This is a genomic window from Roseisolibacter agri, assembly GCF_030159095.1.
GTDB lineage: Bacteria > Gemmatimonadota > Gemmatimonadetes > Gemmatimonadales > Gemmatimonadaceae > Roseisolibacter > Roseisolibacter agri.
Window position 1 is genome coordinate 87,452 of sequence record NZ_BRXS01000007.1, and the last position, 18,787, is coordinate 106,238.

Below are 18,787 nucleotides of genomic sequence, written 5' to 3' on the forward strand. Positions count from 1 at the left end.
CGCAGCATGCCGTAGCCGGCGAGCGAGGCGTCAGGCGACGGACCGGACGCGGCTCGGGTCGCGCTGGCGCGAGGGGTCAGGGCATTGCCCGCAGATCATCGGCGCCCAACCGCGGACCCGACGCGAGCGCCCAGCGGACGTTCGCGATCAGCCGCATGGGATCCTTGCGGAGCTGGGTCGCGAACGTGCTGCCGAAGCCGACCGCGAGCCAGAGATCCTGTGCGGTGTGGACCTCGACTCCGGCCGACCACTTCGCCGTCGACCGGTCGCTTCCGCGATCGGACCACTGGCCGAGCATCTCGACGAACGAGTTGGCCTTGCGTCCGCCGAGGGTCGCGCGTGCGCCCGAGCTGAAGACGTTGGTCGTGGAGTCCGCCGTCTCGCGCCGGTCGAAGCGCGTCTGGAGGAGGAACTGGCCCACGCGCGAGATCGGGAACGATCCGGTCAGCCAGGTCGACATCCCCGTGTAGCGCAGGCCGTCGAGGCGTGACTCGGGAAGACGTCCACCGATGGCGATCGCACCCGACAGCGCGGCACCTCGAAGGTCGCCCCGTCGAGCCGCGGCATCGTAGACGGAGTCCGTCTTCGTGACGAGACACTTCAGGCGCTTCGCCGCATCCGACAGGTTGGTCGTCGGATCCGTGAAGGCGGTGTCGGGACAGAGCGCGCGCGCGACTCTGCCCACCTCCCGCGCCACGACGGCGCTGGCCAGCGGATCGCTGCGATCGAAGAACACCGTCTTGGCGCCGAGCGCCACGTCGGTGGACGTCGTGTCCGAGCCGGCGGAGCGCGCGCTGCCGAACGAGACGTCGAGGTTGGCGAGGCTGTACCACGCGGCGCTCTCTCGATATCGCCGGCGCGTCACGGGCGCACCGAACACGAACCAGGGCTGGAAGTTGATGCCCACGCCCTGGCGTGCCTGCCCTGTCGAGTCGACGACGTTGCTCAGGCCGACGGCCAGCTCGCGGGCAGTGGTCGGACGCGCGATGTCCGACGGTGCGACGCCAAGCAGCACGAACGCCGGAATCTCGGGGATTCGCGTCGTCGCCTGCGCGTCGGCCGAGCGCACGGCCCCGACGAGCAGCACGGCGGCATACGTCGCGAGCGCGGCGGAGCGGTGGATGCGTCGCACGGTGGAGGTGATCGCGGTCGGCATCAGACGACCTCCACCTGGATGTCCACGACCTCTCCCTTGTCGGCGCCCGTCTCGCTCTTCACTTCGGCGAGCGGACTCCCGTGGCAGTCCTGCTGCTGCTGTCGCAGGGCGGTGCGGATGATGAAGCTGTGGTTGCCGCCCCACAGCACGACGCGCAGGAGCATCTCGCTGCCGGTCGCCAGCGCGGGCACGGTCGTCGAGACCTGGCCGTCGTCGACCTCGGAGATGTCGAAGTGCGCGGCGCGCGTCCACTTCACCTCGCCCGGCAGGTGGTAGTAGATGGTCACCTCCGCGAACAGCGGGGTGAGCACGCGCATGTCGACGACGACGGGCCCTCTCAGCGCATCGATCGCGACCTGGGACTTCTGCATGATCTGAGCTCCGTGAATGAGGGTGCGCGCTACGCTGTCGTGCCGCGCGCCGGCGGCGCGCCCGCCGGCGACTTGGGGTGCTCCTCGGGCGCGCGTCCCGCCGCTCGGATGTTGATCACCTTGTTCAGCATGTCGAACCAGAAGGGCGCACCCAGCGACACGGCGAGCGTGGTCAGCGCGAGGCCCGGGAGGGAAAGGAGAACGTCGCCGGCACGGTAGGTGGCGACGAGGAGCGCGCGCGGCTTCCAGCTCGTGTCGGCATCGATCCGTGCGCGCACCGCGCGCGGCAGCGGCGGCCAGCCGAGCGGAACGCCGAGCATGTTCAGCGAGTCGAGCGTCCGACGGATCATCTGCAGACGGCGCGTCGCTGCCAGCGAGATGGCGCCGTCGGGCGAGATCCCTGCCGCCGGCTCGGTCGCCGCCGGCGTGGTGGGCCGTTCGGGCTTCTTGGCCGCGGCGCCGGTCACCGGGGCGGGCAGCGGCGGCTCTTCCGGGCGGCCGGCGGCATTGGGTCGGCCGGTGACGCCACCGCCGGCGGAGCCCGCGGTGTCGGCGCGCGCCACGGTCGACGTGTCGATCCCAAGCGCGGCCGGCGACATGGACGCGAGGGACTCGGCCTGCGCCACGACGACGGCGCGCAGTGCGGCGCTCTCGGCGAGCGCGCGTGCGATGCGCAGCGTATCCGCGTGGGCGAGCACGGTGAGGAGCGCCGAGAGCACGAGGATCCGGAGCTGCGTCTTGCGCTTGTAGAGCCCCGAGACGCGCTCCATGACGTCCTGGTACCAGCGCTGGACGCGTCGCTGGACGTCGGCCAGCTCACCGCCCTCGTTGGCGAACGCCCGCAGCGGCTCCGCGATCTGTGGAGGGAGGCCGTCCAGCAGTGCCACGAGCTCGCGGCAAGTGGTGGCCGTCGGCGCGACGACGTGGAAGAACGCCGTCGAGAAGGCCGTCACCGGGATGTAGGACGCCGCGTCCTCGGTGCCCAGCAGCGCGAACGGGCGCCGCCGCTTCTGGCGCAGCGCACGGATGATGGGGTGCTCCCAGAACTTGTCGAGCAGCAGCTTCGCATTCTCCGCGTCCCTCTCCTCCTCCTTCGCGTCGGTCGGCGCCTGCGGGACCGCCTGCCGGCGCCACGTCCAGGCGCGCGTCAGGGATCGGCCGGTGAACAGCTTGTGGAGCCCCTCCTCCAACGTGTCGGCGCGGCTGTTCATCCACTGCGCGACCAGCTCGTTCAGCGTCGTGCACGCGAGACTGAGCAGCACGTACATGAAGACGAGCCCGATCACGACGTCGAGCGTCTGAAGGCCCACCTGGCTATCCTCCCCGTGCCGGTCGCCGAGATTCGCGGTTCACGTTCCGCTAGACGGACACGCGGTCCCGGTTTCCGGAGCGAGGTGCGCTTTCGACCGGAGATGCCGGGAGGCATGACGCGCGTCGGCGCGCTGGCGCGACGCGCCGTCGGCCGGCGGGTCTACCGATCGACCGCCGCGATCGCCGAGTCGAGGAGTGCGCGCAGCGTCGCAAGATCGGCCGGCGCCCCCACGGCGCGATTGCGCAGCGCGCGGAAGCGCGCGACCGCCGCGGCGCCCGCACGCCGCTCGTCGTCGGGCGCGCGGTCCAGCGCCGTGAGGATGCGCGTCAGCGCCTGCATCGGTGGCCGCGCCGGGGCGAAGAACTCCGCCCGTCCCGCGCGCGCCGCCAGCCGCGCGGCCTCGCTCCAGGCGCCGAGGTCGAACCACGCCGGCGACGCGGCGAGGTCGCGGAGCGCGGACGCGACCGCGGGGAGGGACGCGTCCGCCTCCGCGATGGGCGACGTCGCCAGCGCCTCCACCTGCGCCGCCACCGGCGCCCCGCCATCGACCCGTGCGGCGAGCCGGCCGAGCGCGGCGGCCGCCGCGCGCACCGCCGCCGCGTCGCGTGCGCGCAGCGAGAGGTCCAGCTGCGCGAACCGTCCGCCGAGCCGGAATGCGCCGCCGTCGCGCGAGAGCGGGTCGTCGGCCCCGCGCACCACGGACCATCCGGGCTGCTCCCAGCCCGTGCCGAAGCGCGACGCCATGTCGCCCGTCTGGCCCGGCACCGTGGCGTCGCCCACCACCTGCGCGATGTCGGGCGCGCCGGTCCGGCCGAACCGGGCGGGCAGCACGATGGCCGCGATCCCGGCGGCCGCCAGCAGGGGCACGGCGGTGAGGAGGCCGCGGCGCCAGCGGCGCGCCGCGGGTCCCGCCCCGGAGCCCACGCCCGGTCGCGGGTGGGGCAGGGGCTCCCCAGGCTCACCGCGGCCGCCCTCGTCCTCCAGCGCGCGTACGAGGGCGCTCGCCTCGAGGAGATCCTCGTACGACTCGTCGCCGCGCGCGAGCGCCGCCAGCACGCGCGCGCGCTCCTCGGCGCTCAGGGTGCCGTCCAGCAGGGCGGCGATGGTCTCCGGCGCGATGCGGTCGTTACTCAAAGGGGGCCACCGGACAGGACGTGCGGCGCGCGGCGCCGGAGGGGCGACGCACACCCAGCGTATTGACGGCCGCAGCGTGAAAAACTCGCACCCGCGATGGCGCCGGCCCGGTCACTCGCCCCCGCTCAGGAGCTCGGCGACGAATGCGCGGTCGATGCCGCGCGCTTCCAGCGCCGTACGGAGCCGGCGCTCCAGACCCTCGATCCGGCGATAGAGCGGCATCTGCTCGAGACGCAGCGCGCGGGCGATGTCCGCCACGCGGACGCCGTCCCAGAAGTGCAGGCGCAGGATGAGGCCGTCCTCCGGTGGCAGCGCCGCGACGACCTCGCGGACCACGCACGCTGCCGCCTCGAGCCGGTCGGCGTCCAGCGCCGTCGTCGCGTCGTCCGGCGAGGCCAACGTTCCGCCCGCCTCGCCGAGCGACTCCAGGCTAATCTCGCGCGTGGCGGGCCGTGGCGGCAGCCGCGCCGCCAGCCGCGCCAGCTCGACCTCGCTCTGCGTCGTGGCGGCCGTGTGGAGCAGCTGGATGGCTTCGCGCAGCGTGTAGCCGTCGCGGTAGAGCAGCTGCTCCAGGCGCACGGCGATCGGTCCCAGGCGCTTCGCCGCGGCCGACGGTCGCCAGCGTCCCCAGACGCTGTTCTTGTAGTCGCGGACGAGGTTCGCGAGGACGACCGCCAGGTACGTCGCGATCGTGCTCCGCCCGCCGAACTTCCGGATGATGGCGTAGTCCCCCTCGATCAGGCGCCCCTTCGCCCACGCCGCGAAGTCCTCGGCGTCCGCGCCGCCCAGCGCGTGACGGCGGGCCTGGATCGCGATGAGCCGCTCGACCAGCGGGAGGCAGGCGAGAAAGACCCGCTCCGTCTCGGAGGCGGTGCCGGTCGTGGGTCGTGACATGCGCCCTTGGGGGAAACGGACGGCGGGGCGGCCAACGTAGCGCCGGGCGCGGGCACTTGGCCAGAGGCGAACCGTGCGGCTGCCGCTGGACATCGCGGCCACCTCGGTGTCTACTGCGCCTGCGGCGCGCGTCACGCCCGCCGGCACCAGGCTCCCCCGGTCCGAGTCCCCATCCGTGCGCCCGATCGCCCGATCGACCGTCCGACGCGCCGTGCAGCACGCGCTCGCCCTCGCGTGCATCACGGTGGGCGCATCGTGTCGTCCCCGGATCCCGCCCGCGCTCGGAGCGGAGCCGCTCGGCGACGTGCAGACGACCGTGCTGCTCATCGGCGATGCCGGCGATCCGGGACGCCATGCCCGTGCCGGCGCGGAGCCCGTGCTGCGGGCGCTGGCGCGCGCGGCGAGCGAGCGCGCCGACCGCACCACCGTCGTCTTCCTCGGCGACAACGTCTACGACGACGGCGTGCCGCCCGAGGAAGGATCGCCCGGGCATGCGCGTGCCGAGTCGATCCTGCGCCGCCAGCTCACCGCGGAGGACGGCATCCCGCCGGTGGTGCGCCGCATCTTCGTGCCGGGCAACCATGACTGGAACGACCACGGGAGGCGTCGGGACCCGCGCGGCGCGGACCGCGTGCGCGCGCAGCGCGACGTGCTGCGCCGGCTCGACGGCTCCGGCGCGGCGACGCTGTCGCCGCCGGCATCGTGTCCGGGTCCGGAAGTCCACGACGTCGGGCCGCGGCTGCGGCTGGTCGCGCTCGATTCCGAATGGTGGCTGCAGCCGGGTGGCGGCGCGGGCGCCTGCACCGAATCGGGCGTGCCGCACGACTCGGCGTCGTCGGTGGACGCGCTGCGCGCGGCGACGGCGACGGCCGGGGACCGTCATGTCGTCGTCGTCGCCCACCATCCCCTCCTCACCGGGGGCGAGCACGGCGGGCACTGCACGCGGTGGCTGTCGCTCTGCTCGATCAAGCGTCTGTTCAGCGGCGGCAACTGGCAGGACACGCCCAGCCGCGCCAACGCGCGCATGCGTCAGGCGATCACCGCGGCGCTGCGCGATCGCCCGGCGCTCCTGTACGCCGCGGGCCACGACCACACGCTCCAGGTGCTGCGCGGCACCGGCGGCTCGGCGCCGGCGGCGCGCTACCTCGCCGTGAGCGGGGCCGGCATCTACGGCAACCAGTCGCAGGTGAAGTGCCTCGACGAGAGCCTCGCCGCGATCCGCGCACCGGGCTTCATGCGGCTCGACGTGCGCGCGGACGGCTCGGCGCGGCTGACGGTGCTCACCGTCGATCGCGATGGCAACGCCACGGAGCGCGCGCGCGTGTGGCTGACGCGCGACGACTCGTCGACGACGCCGTGCGGGCGATGATCGCGGCGCGCCGTCACGAGCGAGGCGCAACGCACGACGCCCGCCGCGCGACATTCGCGCGGCGGGCGTCGTGTCCGAGAGCGATCACGGCCAGCTGCCGAAGAAGCAGGACGCGACGTCGGGGGACAGAATGTGGGGCTCGTCCTGCGGCTTCAGTCCGGGACAGCTCGAACGAGGGGCCGGAAGGGGGCCCTTCTTCAACCATTCCGGCCAATCCCCCTTCGGCGGCTCGAGCACTTGGAAGAGCCACTTGAAGTCGTAGTCCTCGAGTCGCGCGCCGTTGGGGTGCTTCGCGCACGCGTCCTCCTCGCACTCCATCCGCTCCGGGTCTGGCTCGGGATGATCGTAGTTATAGATCCAAGCGCGCTGACCGTCACCGAGTGGGATGACCCGCGACACGCCGGGGCCCTTTCCGGGCCCGATGACTATCTCGGCATCATGGCTGGCCTTCGGTGACCAGATAGCGAGTAGCGGGATCCTGCGCGAGCCAGGGGCGTTCGGATTGTGATCCGGAGGAAAGTCGAAGACGAGTCGCGAGTTCTTGTGCACGCCCATCTCTCCGCCGTCGAACGTGACCTTCGTCGTGACGCGGTCCCAGAAGTCAGAGCCGGCCTCGTCGATGAGCGACAGGTGGTGTGACGCATCGGGTCCGTTCGTCAGCTGCGAAAGCGGCACGACGCGCTGCGGGGAGAAGCTCGGGTCGAGAGCGCAGCGACCACCAGCACCCTTCTCGCGCACCGTGACGCGTTTGTTCTGCAGGGGGATGGGCTTCTCCGTCGTCCCGTCCGCGTTTCGCACGATCAGCCCAGCATGGTGCTTCTTCGCCCTCGTATGGTCGGGGTGCTCACCATCTTTGGAGCTGCCGTGCGGTCGGACGCGAGTGCCGTCGGGCAGCAACACGTAGTCGAGCGTCTCCTTTCCGTTCTCCTGCCCCTTCACGAACAGGCACGGACCACGGAACACCACATTGATCGTCATGTCGTCCTCTGGTGAGCGTTCGCACCACTAGACGGTCACACCGCGCGGAATTCCGGCCGTCGTCGGCCGGACCTCACCGCGCCTCGTACCGGAAGGCGCTCCACAGGCGCGGTGACCGCATCCCGGCCCCGCCGCCCAGCATGCGCACCTGCGCACGGCGCAGCGCCTCCGCGGCGTCCGCACCGGACGCCAGCTCCTCGTGCAGGGCCCGCATCAGCACGGCCGTGCCCGCGTCATCGGCCTCCCACAGGCTGCCGACCACCCCGCCGGCGCCCGCCTGCAGGAACGCATCCGCCAGCCCGTCCTCGTGGTCGTCGCGGCGCGAGCGCGCCTGCGTCGTGCCGCACGACGCGAGGACGACCAGCTGCAGCCGCCGGAGGTCGAGCCGCGCGATCTCGGCGGCCGTCAGCGCGTTCGCGTCGAAGCCGCCGGGCTGCCGGGCCAGCACGAGGTGCGAGAGCGCAGGCACGCGCTCCACGAGCCGCGCATGCCCGGCGAAGTGGAAGATCGTCGCACGGCGCAGGGCACGCGTCACGGCCGTCTTCGTCGCCGCGTCCGCCGTGAGCACCGTCGGCCGTGCGAACGCCGCGGCGAGCGCGGACGCCTCGCGCGCGGCCTCGCGCAGCGGCTCGAGCTCGCGGAACAGCGCGCCCTCGAACGCCGGGTCGCCGACGATCACGGCCGCGCGTGCGCGCTCCGCGTGGTGCGGCCGCGGCTCCGGCGACGCGGCGGGCACGGAGGCGAAGCGCAGCGCGACCGACTCGACGACGTGCCGACCCGCCGCGTCCACCAGCCCGGCGAATGGCAGCCGCCCGAGCGCGCCGTCCGCGACGAGCACCAAGGCGCCCGCGCGCCGTGCGTCGGGCCACGCCGGCGCGAGCAGGAGGTCGAACAGCGCGCGCGCTTCGGTGGCCACCGCGACGGAATCCGCGTCGCGCCGGATCAGCGCCTCGAAGCGATCGATGCGCGCGCGCAGCTGCTCCGCACCCACGGGCACGCGGACCAGGCGACGCCGCGCACCGGCGGCGATCCACACGAGCAGCTCGTGGCGCAGCGTGGTGTACTCGATGCGCGGCGTCTCCGCGGCCGGCGCCTGGGACAGCGCTCCCCACCCGCGCGCGCGCGCGGCGAGCCGGTAGGCCGCGAGCGTGTCGTGGCGCGCGACGCGGATGCCCACGAGCTCGCGGTAGACCTCGCGCCGCGCCGCCGCCAGATCGCGGGCCGCCGTCGGATCGCCGGCGACGGTCGTCTGCGCCTCGAGGGCCACGATCGCGGTGTCCAGGTCACGCTCGGCCGCCGCGGTGTCGGCGAGCCGCAGCCGGAGCCGCGCGCTGCGCGTCAGCGCCGGCGCGCGGCCGATCACGATCCCCTGCCGGCGGTAGTAGTCGTCGACCTCGCGCAGCCGTGCGATGGCGGCGGCGGGCGCCCGGTCGGCCAGCACCGCCGCCTCCGCCGAGGCGGCCTCCATCGCGAGCCGACTGCGCATCAGCGCGTCGTCGACGCCCGGCAGCGCCGCGCGCGCGGCCGCGAGGTGCGCGTGCGCCTGATCCGCCTGGCCGGCGACGGCCTCCGCGCTGCTCAGCCGCACGAGGGCGTCCGGACGATCCATCGGGCGCCCCGTGTCGTCCGCGGATCGAACCGCCTCGCGCAGCACCGCGATGCTGGCCCCGGTGAGGCCGCGCTCCGACAGCTGCCGGCCGAGGGCGAGCAGCGGACCATGGCGGACGCGCGCGTCGCGCCGCACATGGAGCGCGGCGAGCGCACGCGCCTTCGCGTGCAGCGCTGCCTCGTCGCGCCCGACGAGAAAGAGGACGTCGCCGAGCTGCGACTGCATCGCGCCGTGGTTCGACAGCTCGCCGATGCGCCAGAAGATCGCGTCCGCCGCCGCGTAGCGTTCGGCCGCCTCGCCGCTCCGTCCGCGCCGCGCGAGCGAGAGGGCCTGTCCCCAGAGCGCGCGCGCCGTGAGCGCCAGCTCGCCCCGTGCGCGCGCGGTGCGCTCCACCCGTGCATAGCGCGCCTCCGCGGCCGCGTAGTCGCCGCGATAGAGCTCGACGGCCGCGAGGAGGACGTCGGCCCAGCCGGTGAGCGACGGCGCGTCCGCGGCTCGCGCGCGCCGAGCCGCCGTCTCGAGCGCGGGGGACGCCCGGCCGTACGCCGCCGCGCGGAACGCGTCGGCACCGCGGGCGAGGTCCGCGACGGCGGCCGCCAGCGTGCGTGCCGCCTCGCCCGTCCGCACGCACTCGCGTGCCAGGTGCACGACCGACGAGTCGCCCGTGCCGGCGGCCAGTGCCTCGCCGATCCCCATCGCCGCGTCCAGCGTGCGCGCCGTCCGCGTGCTGTCGCGCGCGAGCGTGGCGCTGCCCCATGACGGGAGCAGTGAGTCGAGCACGAGCTCGCGCGCGCCCTGCGGGTCCGAGCGCGCGACGTCGCGCGACGCGCGCGGGCGGTCCTGCAGCGCGTCGAGGTGGCCGCGCGCCTCGCGCGCCCAGTCGACGGGTGGATCGGTCGCGAGGAACGCGTGCCAGGTCGCCGCCGCCTCGCCGTACAGCCCGACGCGCTGCAGGACCAGCGCGCGATTGAATGCGATCACGGCCGACGTGGTATCGAGCCGTGCGGCGCGCTCGACGTCGTCGAGCGCGGCGAAGACGTCGACCGCGTCGCCGTGCGCGCCGGCACGCGCGAGGTACGCGACCGCCCGGTCGTTCAGCGGCGCCGCGTGGCGGGCGTCCTGCGTGATCACGTCGGTCAGCTGATCGATCACGCGGTCCAGCAGCTCCGGTCGCTCCGCCGCGAACGCGAGGTCGACGATCGCGCCGGCGTACGCCACGTCGGCGTACGCCACGTCCGCGTCGGAGGGCGACCGTGCTGCCCGGATGCGGCCGGCCAGCGCCGCGACGTCGGCCACCGTCGCGTGCCGGCGCACGTTCGCGCACGCGATGCCCAGTCGAGGCACCGACGAGTCGACCACGCGGCACGGCACCCACGCGGCGGACCCCGCCAGGCGTGCCGCGAACGGGCGGTCGCTGGCGAGGAGACGTGACGCCTGCGTCGAGAGCGGGTACGCGCGGGCGGACGCGTCGGCCGGGACGCCGCATGCCGACGCCAGCACGACGACGGCGGCCAGCGGCGCGATCCGGCGCACGATGCCGTGCCATCGTCCGAGCGGTCGCGGGCCTGCTGGAGTGTGCCCGACGGTCGGGGACACGGGAGAGCGGTGGAGGGACGCCTGGGCGGGCGAGCGGAGGCGGGCAGGGCGGATCGCTGTTCTAACCGCCACGCGGAGGGTCGGCAAGCCGGCCACGCCGGGAGGGCGCCCGCGTCTCCACCGAACCTCCACATCGTCTCCGCGCCGTCTCCAAGCATCGCGCGCGCCTCACGCGCACCGTGTGGCCCATGCGACGCGGCGCGACCGCGCCCGTCGCCACACCGGACCGCGCGATGGAGGCGATCATGGCTCGACTGCTCCCGGATCCCACGTTCTACCCGTCCCCCGGCATGGCCGCCGAGGCGCCGGCGGAGTCGCTGGCCTACGTCGCGCTGCTGACGCAGGGCACCAACGGGAAGAAGGACGCGCTCGGCGTCGTCGACGCGGATCCGGCGTCGCCCGAGTACGGCCGGCTCGTCGGGCGGCTCGACCTGCCGCACGGCGGCAACGAGCTGCACCACTTCGGCTGGAACGCGTGCAGCTCGCACCTGTGCGCCTTCGCGCCCAACCCGCACGTCGAGCGGCGCTACCTCGTGCTGCCGGGCACCAACAGCTCGCGCATCCACGTCGTCGACACCGCGCCCGACCCGCGCGCGCCGCGGCTCGTGAAGGTGATCGAGGGCGAGGAGGTGATGCGGAAGACGGGCTACGCCGCGCCGCACACCGTGCACTGCGGGCCCGACGGCATCTACATGAACGCGCTCGGCGCGCCCGACGGCGACGGCCCGGGCGGCATCTTCGTGCTCGACCACGAGACGTTCGAGGTGAAGGGGCGCTGGGAGCGCGAGCGCGGGCCGCAGTACCTGTCGTACGACTTCTGGTGGCACCTCGGGCACGACGTCATGATCACCAGCGAGTGGGGCACGCCCAACATGGTGAAGGACGGCGTGAACCCCGAGCTGCTGCTCGCCGGGAAGTACGGCAACGCGCTGCACGTGTGGGACCTCAAGCACCGCACGCACCTGCAGAAGCTGGAGCTGGGCGCCGAGCAGCAGATGGTGCTGGAGCTGCGGCCGGCGCACGATCCGCGGCGCGCCTACGGCTTCGTCGGCGTGGTCATGAGCCTCGCGGACCTCTCCAGCTCCATCTGGATGTGGTTCCGCGACGAGGTCACCGGCCGCTGGGACGTGCGCAAGGTGATCACGATCCCGGCCGAGCCGGCGGATCCCGCGGACCTGCCGCCGCTGCTGCAGGGGTTCAAGGCGGTGCCGCCGCTCGTCACCGACATCAACCTCTCGCTCGACGACCGCTTCCTCTACGTGAGCTGCTGGGGCACCGGTGAGCTGCGGCAGTACGACGTCAGCGATCCCACCGAGCCGCGGCTCACCGGCACGCTGCGCATCGGCGGCATCGTCAACCGCACGCCGCATCCGCGGGCCGACGGGCGCGCGCTCAACGGCGGGCCGCAGATGGTCGAGGTGAGCCGCGACGGACGCCGCGTGTACCTGACGAACGGGCTCTACTCGCCGTGGGACGCGCAGTTCTATCCCGACGGCATCCGTGGCTGGATGGCGAAGATCGACGCCGATCCAAACGGCGGCATCGCGTTCGACCGCGACTTCCTCGTCGAGTTCGAGGACGGATTGCGGCCGCACCAGGTCCGCCTGCAGGGGGGCGACGCGTCCTCGGACTCGTTCTGCTACGCGGAGTAGACGATGACGGACACGCAGCTGCCGTGGCTGTCGCTGCTGCTCCTGGGCGCGGCGCACGGGGTGAACCCGGCGATGGGCTGGCTCTTCGCCGTGGGGCGCGGGCTGCAGACGAGGGACCGGCGCGCGGTGTGGCGCGCGCTCGGTCCGCTCGCCGTCGGCCACGCGCTGGCGATCGCGGTCGCCGTGCTGCTCGCGGTCTCGCTCAGGCAGGTGCTGCCGCTGCGCGGGCTGCGGTGGGTCGTCGCGGCGGCGCTGCTCGCGGTCGGCGTCGATGGGCTCGTGCGCCACCGGCACGTGCGGCTGGGCGGCATGCGCGTGAACGCGCGCGAGCTCGCGACCTGGTCGTTCCTGATGGCGTCCGCGCACGGCGCCGGGCTGATGGTGCTCCCGTTCGTGCTCGGCGCCGCGGCGCCGGCGCCGGGCGGGATGCATCATCACCACACCGCGCCCGTCCTCGCGGCGGGCGCGGGCAGCGCGGGCGCGATCGGCGTCACGGCGCCGCTGGTCCACACGCTCGGCTATCTCGCGGCGACGCTCGTCCTCGCGGTCGTCGTCTACGAGAAGGTGGGGCTGCGCATCCTGCGGCGCGCGTGGATCAACCTGAACGCGATCTGGTCGGCGGCGCTGATCGTCGCGGCGGTCGCGGCGATCGCGATGTGACGGCCGCGCGATCGTCGTCGGCGGCCAGGAAGCGGCGCACCTCGTCGGTGAAGCGCGCCCACGCGGGCTCGGTCTCCAGCAGCACGTGGTTGCGGCTCTCCAGCGAGATGAACCGCGCACCCGGCACGAGCGCCGCGAGCAGACGCCCCTGGTCGAACGGGATGACGGCGTCGCCGGTCGCGTGCAGCACGAGCGTCGGCGCCCGCACGAGGGGCGCCAGCTCGGACACGTCGATCGTCGACGCCGTCGACCGCAGGCGCACCGCGATCTCGGGCGTGGTCGTGATGCGCTGGAGGTCGCTGAACCACCGCAGCTGCTCGGGCGTGCCCTCGGGGAGGAAGCGCGCCGCGAAGAAGAGGCGGAACGCCGGGTTGTCGCGGCCCCAGCCGAGCGGCATCTGGCGCATCACCAGCTCCGCCTCCTCGCGCTCCTCGGCCGTGCGCGCGCGCGTGAGGGCGCCCTGCACGTAGCCGCCGTAGAGCACGAGCCGCGACACCCGCTCCGGGTGACGCGCCGCGTACGCGATGGCCACCGCGCACCCCTGCGAGAGCGCGAGCAGCGGGAAGCGCTCCAGCCCCAGCGCGTCGACGACCGTCTCGAGGTCGTGCACCCACGCGTCGAACGACAGGTCGGCGACGTCGCGGTCGGAGAGCCCGCATCCACGCTCGTCGTAGCGCACCAGCGTGTGGTCGCGCGACAGCTCGCGCAGCCAGTGCTGCCACACCGGGCTCTCCCAGTCGTGCTCGAGGTGCGTCAGCCAGTTCGCGGGCTTCACCAGCGGCGGGCCCGTGCCGCTCGTCGCGTGGGCGATGCGCACGCCGTCCGTGGCGGTGGCGAAGCGGATGTGCTGCTCCAGCGTCGCCGGACCGCCCGTCGCCGCGGCCGTCCGCTCGACGACGTCGGCGACGACGCGGAACCCGAGCCCGTGCACGGTGCGGATCACGCGCTGTGCTGTGCCGTCGTCGCCGAGCGCCTGGCGCGCCGCCTTGATGCGGCTGTTGAGCGTTGTCGGGGCGACGTAGCGGTGGCCCCAGACCGCGTCGAGCAGCTCCTCCTTGGGCACCACGCGGTCGCGCCGCGCGAACAGGTGCGCGAGCACGTCGAACACCTGTGGCTCGACGTGCTGCGGCTCGCTGCCGCGCCGCAGCTCATGCAGGCGCGTGTCCAGCTCGTACGCGCCGCAGGCGTAGACCACGCCGTCGGTCGGTGTCGTCGCCATCGGGTCGCAGCGGGTGGTGGGCACGCGCGACGCGGGTGCCCGGACGCCCCAGCTTGCAGGCGGCCCCCACGAGGCGCAAGCGGCCCCGCGCGTGGCGCTCGCTGCGTGCTCAGCGCGTGATCGGCGGCAGCGCGCGCAGGAAGGCCGCCAGCCGCTCGCCCCACACCGCCGGCTGCGAGTGCGTGCCGTGGCCGCGCGTGCGCTCGCTGGTCGGGATCAGCACGTACTCGCCGCGCGGCACGGCCGGCATCAGGCGCTCCATCAGCCCCAGCTCCGGCGGGTTCACGAAGTCGTCGGCCGAGTTGATGGCGAGCACCGGCACGGTGACCTTCGCGAGGAGCGGCGACGGGTCGTAGTCGCGCGACGCCTCGAACGCGTAGATCACGTCGTTCGCGTCCTGCGCGCGCGCCTGCCGGTCGAGATAGACGAGGATCGCCGAGTCGGCCTGCGCACGCGTGGGCGCCTGGCGGTGCTGCACGAGCGGCGCGGACGTCATCACGAACAGCACGCCCATCGCCGCGCGCAGCCCGCGCACGGGCGGCTGCGCGTAGTCGCCGGCCCGCCACTCCGGGTCGCTCGTGATGTCGTCGACGATCAGCCTCCGGATCATGCGGTTGCGCCCCGCGATGGGCGCGGGCGCGCACGCCAGCGGCACGAGCGCGTCGGCGAAGCCCGCGTGCCGCGTGCCCCACACCCACGCGTGCATGCACCCCATCGACGTCCCCATCACGAGTCGCAGGTGCCCGACGCCAAGGCCGTCGACCAGCAGGCGGCGCTGCGCGTCCACCATGTCGTCGTACGTGTACTTCGGGAACCGCATGCGCAGCCCGTCGCTCGGCTTGCTCGACCGGCCGTGGCCGATGCCGTCGGGCAGCACGACGTAGTGCGCCGTGGTGTCGAGCGGCGCGCCCGGCGCGAACAGCGGCGACATCGGCGCCACGAGTCCCGTGCCCGTGCCGGTCGTGCCATGCAGCAGGAGCACCGCGTTGCGCACGACGCCGTCGGCGCCGCGCCGCGGGCGGCCGAGCGTCGTGTAGTGGATGCGGAGCTCGGGGAGCGTCTCGCCGCTGGCGAAGCGGAAGTCGCGGATGACGTGGTCGCCCTCAGTGCGCTGCGCGGCGGCGGGCGTCAGGGCGACGAGGGACAGCAGGAGGCCGGAGAGGAGTCGCATGGCCCCAAGGTAGCCGACGCGCCGAGGGGCGGGGCGGAGGCTGGCGGTCCGCGACGGCGCTTCGCATGTTGGCCGGGCGTTGGACCGATGCCGCCGTCCGCTCCGCGTGGATCGCCGTCGCCATGCCCTGTGCCGCTCCTCCGTTCGCGCGGGTCGCCACCTGCCCCGGTCCGACCGGACTGCCAGTTGCGTCGCGCTGTCCACGCTGCGCGCGAGGCACCTGCCTCGCCGCGGGCACCAAGTTCCGCGCCGACTGCCCGGGGCCGGGCGGGCTGCCGGCGGCGAAGGTCTGCCCCGAGTGCCGCGCACGCGCCAACCTGCGCGACCGCCGCGCCAGCATGTCGAACCTGCTGCTGCAGCCCGGCGTCACGGGCGCGCAGCTCCAGCGGGGGTGGACGCAGCGCGTCGAGGCGATCGTGCAGCAGATGTTCGTGGACGCGTTCGCGGGCAACGAGCCCTGTCGCTACGCGTTCTGCATCGCCGGCTCGGGCGCACGCCACGAGGCCTCGCCCTTCTCGGACCTCGACTGCTTCCTCCTCCTCGAGGACGACAGCGCCGCCAACGTCACCTTCTTCCGCAACGCGTCGAAGCAGGTCAGCGACCTGCTGCTCGCGCTCGACTATGGCAGCGGCCTCCGGTTCTGCAACCTGATGTCGCCGCTCGGCTGCCCCGGCGACCCGACCGCGCCGGAGCTGATGCGGACGCCGCACAACATGGCCGACGTCGTGGAGTGGCCGGACGCGCGCGCGAACGCGCACGTGAAGGGCGGGCTGCAGGAGAACCGCTTCCTCTTCGGCACCCAGCAGCTGCACACCGACTTCGTGACCGACCTGAACAACGTCGTGAACAAGACGTGCTTCACCTTCTCGTCGCGCGTGACGATCACGCGCGGGAAGCAGATGGGGCTCGACACCATCCGGAAGCTGCTGGCGGACCGCGAGTACGCGCCGCCGCAGAAGACGGATCAGTGGTTCCACGTGAAGAACCAGTTCTACCGCCCCCCGCAGTTCATCGCCAAGGGGCTCGCGTGGTTCTACGGCGTCCCGGACGTGAACACCGTGCAGCAGCTCGACGCGCTGGTCCTCGGCAACCACATGAGCCGGTCGGTGGCCAACAACTTCAAGCCGATCCTCGACGTCATGGCGCGGCTGCGCTTCAAGCTGCACCTCGACCGCGAGGGGGAGAAGGACTTCGTCTACGTGGCGGCCGCGACGCGCGACGCGGAGATCGCCCGCATCAACGGGCTCGTGACGACCACCAAGGAGGAGCGCGACCTGCGGACGCGGCTGCAGCAGGGCACGCTGCTCACGGCGCAGGAGCGCGCCGACCTCGTCGCGGTGATCCCGAACCTGCACTACATCATGCGGCTCGCGGCGGAGTTCCTGAGGGAGAAGGAGAAGGTGCTGGGCAAGCGCAACAACCCCTTCCTGGCCTGATGCGGGGCGGGGCTCAGCGCGCGGGGGACGCCGGCCGCCCGCTTCCGCGCAGCGCCCGCGTCTCGGCCGACGGCTCGGCGCCGTACTCGCGCTTCAGCCGCCGCGCGAAGTCCTCGTAGACGTACACAGCGCCGGCGCGGTCGCCCAGCCGGTCGAGCAGCTGCATCACGCGGCGCAGCATCCGCTCGTCGGTGGGCGCGAGCATGACGGCCTGTCGCGCGTAGCGCGTCGAGACCGTGTGGTGGCCCGCCTCCTCCGAGCGCGCGGCGATGCTCCACGCGGCGGCCGCGGCGCGGTCGCGCAGCGCGGTGCGCGTGCGCTCCAGCCAGTCCTCGAACTCGCCCGCCTCGGGGACGTAGAAGCCCGGCAGCAGGTCGCGGCGATAGAGGTCGAGCGCCTGCTCGTACGCGTGGCGCTCGACGGCCTCCTCGAACGCGAGCGCGTCGCACCAGAGCGCGCCCTCCGCGAGTCCGATCTCCTCGTCGCCGCGCGCGGCCAGCGCGTCGGGGCCCAGCGTGCGCCGCACCGCGTGCACGGCCTTGCGGAGGGCGGCCCGGGCGTGCTCCTGGTCCAGCTCCGGCCAGAGCAGCCCGACCAGCCGGTCGCGCCGGTGCAGGGTGCCCGGGCGCTCCAGCGCGAGGTAGGCCAGCAGCGCCACGCACTTGGACTGGGAGAGGAGCGCGTCCGCGGCGGCCGGGTCGACGCCACGCAGGTCGGTCGTGCCGAGCAGGCGGAGTTCGAGCATGGCGCGAACGTACGACCGGCCAGGGAACGCCGGAAGAGCGGCAAAAGGAACGCTCGAAGCACGGGCGCGGGACGCGTCGCGCACGATCCGGGAACCGGGGTGCCGGAGATTCATCCACGAGTGCAGCACCGACGTGCACCGCGCTGCAGGCCAGCTCCGAGCCCACTCCCGAGGACACGACCATGCGTACCACCGCCGCCCTTCGCGCCGACTCCCGCCTCGCCCTGGCCGCCGCCGCGTCGGCTGCCCTCGTCCTCAACGGCTGCGCCGATCCCAGCGCCGTCGCCGCCCCGCGCGCCTCCGCCGCGCCGGCCGCGGCCGACCGTCCGACGCTCGACCGCGACGGCGCGCCGGGGCTGGAGCGCGTCACCCTCCACGTCATGTTCAGGCGGGGGCTCGACGACGTGCCGGGCCGCGCCGCGCGGCTGGCCGATCGGCATGGGGGGAGCGCGCGTCACGTCTGGCCGAACCTGGGCGGCCTCGCGCTCGAGCTGCCCGCGCACGCCGCGGCCGCGGTGCTGCAGCGGCTGGCCGAGGATCCGGACGTCGAGACGGCGTCGCCCGAGGTCACCTTCCGGACGACGACGGAGCAGCTCGGCCCGACGTGGGGGCTGGACCGCATCGACGAGCGCGATCGGCCGATGGACGGGCGCTACGTGTACCAGCGGCAGGGCGCCGGCGTGCACGTCTACGTGATGGACACCGGCATCCTCGCGACGCACACCGAGTTCGGGAGCCGGGTCGGCACGGGCGCCACGTTCATCTTCGACGGGCGCACGGCGCGCACCGACTGCAACGGCCACGGGACGCACGTCGCCAGCACGGTCGGCGGCACGACCTGGGGCGTCGCGAAGATGGTCATGCTGCACCCGATCCGCGTGCTCGGCTGCGACGGCACGAGCGTCGGCGCGAGCGTGATGAACGGCCTCGAATGGATCCTCGCGAACGGCGTGCGGCAGTACAGCATCGTCAACATGAGCCTCGGCGGCGGCGCCAGCTCGTCGCTCGACGCGGCCGTGCGGAACCTCGTCGACGCCGGCTTCTTCGTGGTCGTGGCGGCGGGCAACGACAACGCGGACGCCTGCACGGTGTCGCCGGCCCGCGAGCCGAAGGCCTACACGGTCGCCGCCAGCACGAGCCTCGACCGGCGCCGGCTGACGTCGAACTTCGGGCCGTGCGTCGACATCTTCGCCCCCGGCCAGATGATCGTCGGCGCGAGCCCGGCCAGCACGACGGCGCGCGACACGCTGAGCGGCACGTCGATGGCCGCGCCGCACGTCGCCGGCGCCGCGGCGCTCCTGCTCTCGAAGGGGGGCTCGGCCTACATGCCCATCCTCGGCGCGCTGCTGTCGGGCAACGCGAGCATGGGCAAGATCACGGAGGCGGGCGCGGGCTCGCCGAACCGGCTCCTCTACATGGGCTTCATCGACTGAACCAGATGCGGCACGCACGCGGGGCCGGCGTCCTCCGGGGCGCCGGCCCCGC

15 protein-coding genes are annotated in these 18,787 nt (G+C 73.8%); 5 read left to right on the forward strand and 10 right to left on the reverse strand.

The annotated features are described in order from the left end of the window. Window positions 1-76: 76 nt before the first annotated feature. The 5 genes from rosag_RS21510 to rosag_RS21530 form a co-directional block, all read right to left on the reverse strand. Entirely contained in the window at window positions 77-1,156 is a 1,080-nt protein-coding gene (locus rosag_RS21510) for a hypothetical protein (protein ID WP_284352233.1), read from the reverse strand. Further along, window positions 1,156-1,527, reverse strand: a complete 372-nt coding sequence (locus tag rosag_RS21515; RefSeq protein ID WP_284352234.1) for a hypothetical protein — start codon at window positions 1,525-1,527, stop codon at window positions 1,156-1,158. Before rosag_RS21515 ends, rosag_RS21510 begins: the two co-directional genes overlap by 1 nt. Window positions 1,528-1,556: 29 nt before the next feature. After that, window positions 1,557-2,837, reverse strand: coding sequence for a hypothetical protein (locus tag rosag_RS21520; protein WP_284352235.1), 1,281 nt, complete (start codon window positions 2,835-2,837; stop codon window positions 1,557-1,559). 161 nt (window positions 2,838-2,998) lie between these two features. Next, on the reverse strand, window positions 2,999-3,973 hold the full coding sequence (locus rosag_RS21525; protein WP_284352236.1) for a hypothetical protein: 975 nt from the start codon (window positions 3,971-3,973) through the stop codon (window positions 2,999-3,001). A 111-nt stretch (window positions 3,974-4,084) separates the two neighbouring features. Next, complete coding sequence (locus rosag_RS21530) at window positions 4,085-4,867, reverse strand: hypothetical protein (protein WP_284352237.1); 783 nt, start codon at window positions 4,865-4,867, stop codon at window positions 4,085-4,087. A 211-nt stretch (window positions 4,868-5,078) separates the two neighbouring features. On the opposite strand from rosag_RS21530, the gene rosag_RS21535 reads away from it, so the two are divergent. Beyond that, the gene (locus tag rosag_RS21535) at window positions 5,079-6,236 is read left to right on the forward strand and encodes a metallophosphoesterase family protein (protein ID WP_284352238.1); all 1,158 of its coding nucleotides are present in this window, start codon (window positions 5,079-5,081) and stop codon (window positions 6,234-6,236) included. 84 nt (window positions 6,237-6,320) lie between these two features. Here the strand turns inward: rosag_RS21535 and rosag_RS21540 are convergent, their stop codons facing one another. Together rosag_RS21540 and rosag_RS21545 are read right to left on the reverse strand one after the other, a co-directional pair. After that, window positions 6,321-7,214 (reverse strand): hypothetical protein, encoded by an 894-nt coding sequence (locus rosag_RS21540; protein ID WP_284352239.1) that lies wholly within the window; start codon window positions 7,212-7,214, stop codon window positions 6,321-6,323. 73 nt (window positions 7,215-7,287) lie between these two features. Further along, window positions 7,288-10,356, reverse strand: a complete 3,069-nt coding sequence (locus rosag_RS21545) for a CHAT domain-containing protein (RefSeq protein ID WP_284352240.1) — start codon at window positions 10,354-10,356, stop codon at window positions 7,288-7,290. A 308-nt stretch (window positions 10,357-10,664) separates the two neighbouring features. Between rosag_RS21545 and rosag_RS21550 the strand changes: the two genes are divergently transcribed. Continuing rightward, window positions 10,665-12,071, forward strand: coding sequence for a selenium-binding protein SBP56-related protein (locus rosag_RS21550; protein WP_284352241.1), 1,407 nt, complete (start codon window positions 10,665-10,667; stop codon window positions 12,069-12,071). A 3-nt stretch (window positions 12,072-12,074) separates the two neighbouring features. Beyond that, window positions 12,075-12,731: a hypothetical protein gene (locus rosag_RS21555; protein ID WP_284352242.1), complete on the forward strand. Its 657-nt coding sequence runs from the start codon at window positions 12,075-12,077 to the stop codon at window positions 12,729-12,731. On the opposite strand, the gene rosag_RS21560 is transcribed toward rosag_RS21555, so the two are convergent. Further along, window positions 12,667-13,974 carry an alpha/beta hydrolase gene (locus rosag_RS21560; protein ID WP_284352243.1) on the reverse strand — a complete coding sequence of 436 codons (1,308 nt, stop codon included), beginning with the start codon at window positions 13,972-13,974 and terminating at the stop codon, window positions 12,667-12,669. The two genes, rosag_RS21555 and rosag_RS21560, sit on opposite strands and share 65 nt — an antisense overlap. Window positions 13,975-14,059: 85 nt before the next feature. After that, a complete protein-coding gene (locus tag rosag_RS21565; protein WP_284352244.1) occupies window positions 14,060-15,121 on the reverse strand; it encodes an alpha/beta fold hydrolase in 1,062 nt (353 codons plus the stop codon). Between the two features lie 338 nt (window positions 15,122-15,459). On the opposite strand from rosag_RS21565, the gene rosag_RS21570 reads away from it, so the two are divergent. After that, window positions 15,460-16,557, forward strand: a complete 1,098-nt coding sequence (locus rosag_RS21570) for a DUF294 nucleotidyltransferase-like domain-containing protein (protein ID WP_284352245.1) — start codon at window positions 15,460-15,462, stop codon at window positions 16,555-16,557. Between the two features lie 13 nt (window positions 16,558-16,570). Here rosag_RS21570 and rosag_RS21575 read toward each other — a convergent pair whose 3' ends face one another. After that, on the reverse strand, window positions 16,571-17,302 hold the full coding sequence (locus tag rosag_RS21575) for an AfsR/SARP family transcriptional regulator (protein WP_284352246.1): 732 nt from the start codon (window positions 17,300-17,302) through the stop codon (window positions 16,571-16,573). 182 nt (window positions 17,303-17,484) lie between these two features. Here rosag_RS21575 and rosag_RS21580 point away from each other — a divergent pair, with 182 nt between their 5' ends. Next, window positions 17,485-18,735 carry a S8 family peptidase gene (locus rosag_RS21580; protein ID WP_284352247.1) on the forward strand — a complete coding sequence of 417 codons (1,251 nt, stop codon included), beginning with the start codon at window positions 17,485-17,487 and terminating at the stop codon, window positions 18,733-18,735. Window positions 18,736-18,787 lie beyond the last annotated feature (52 nt).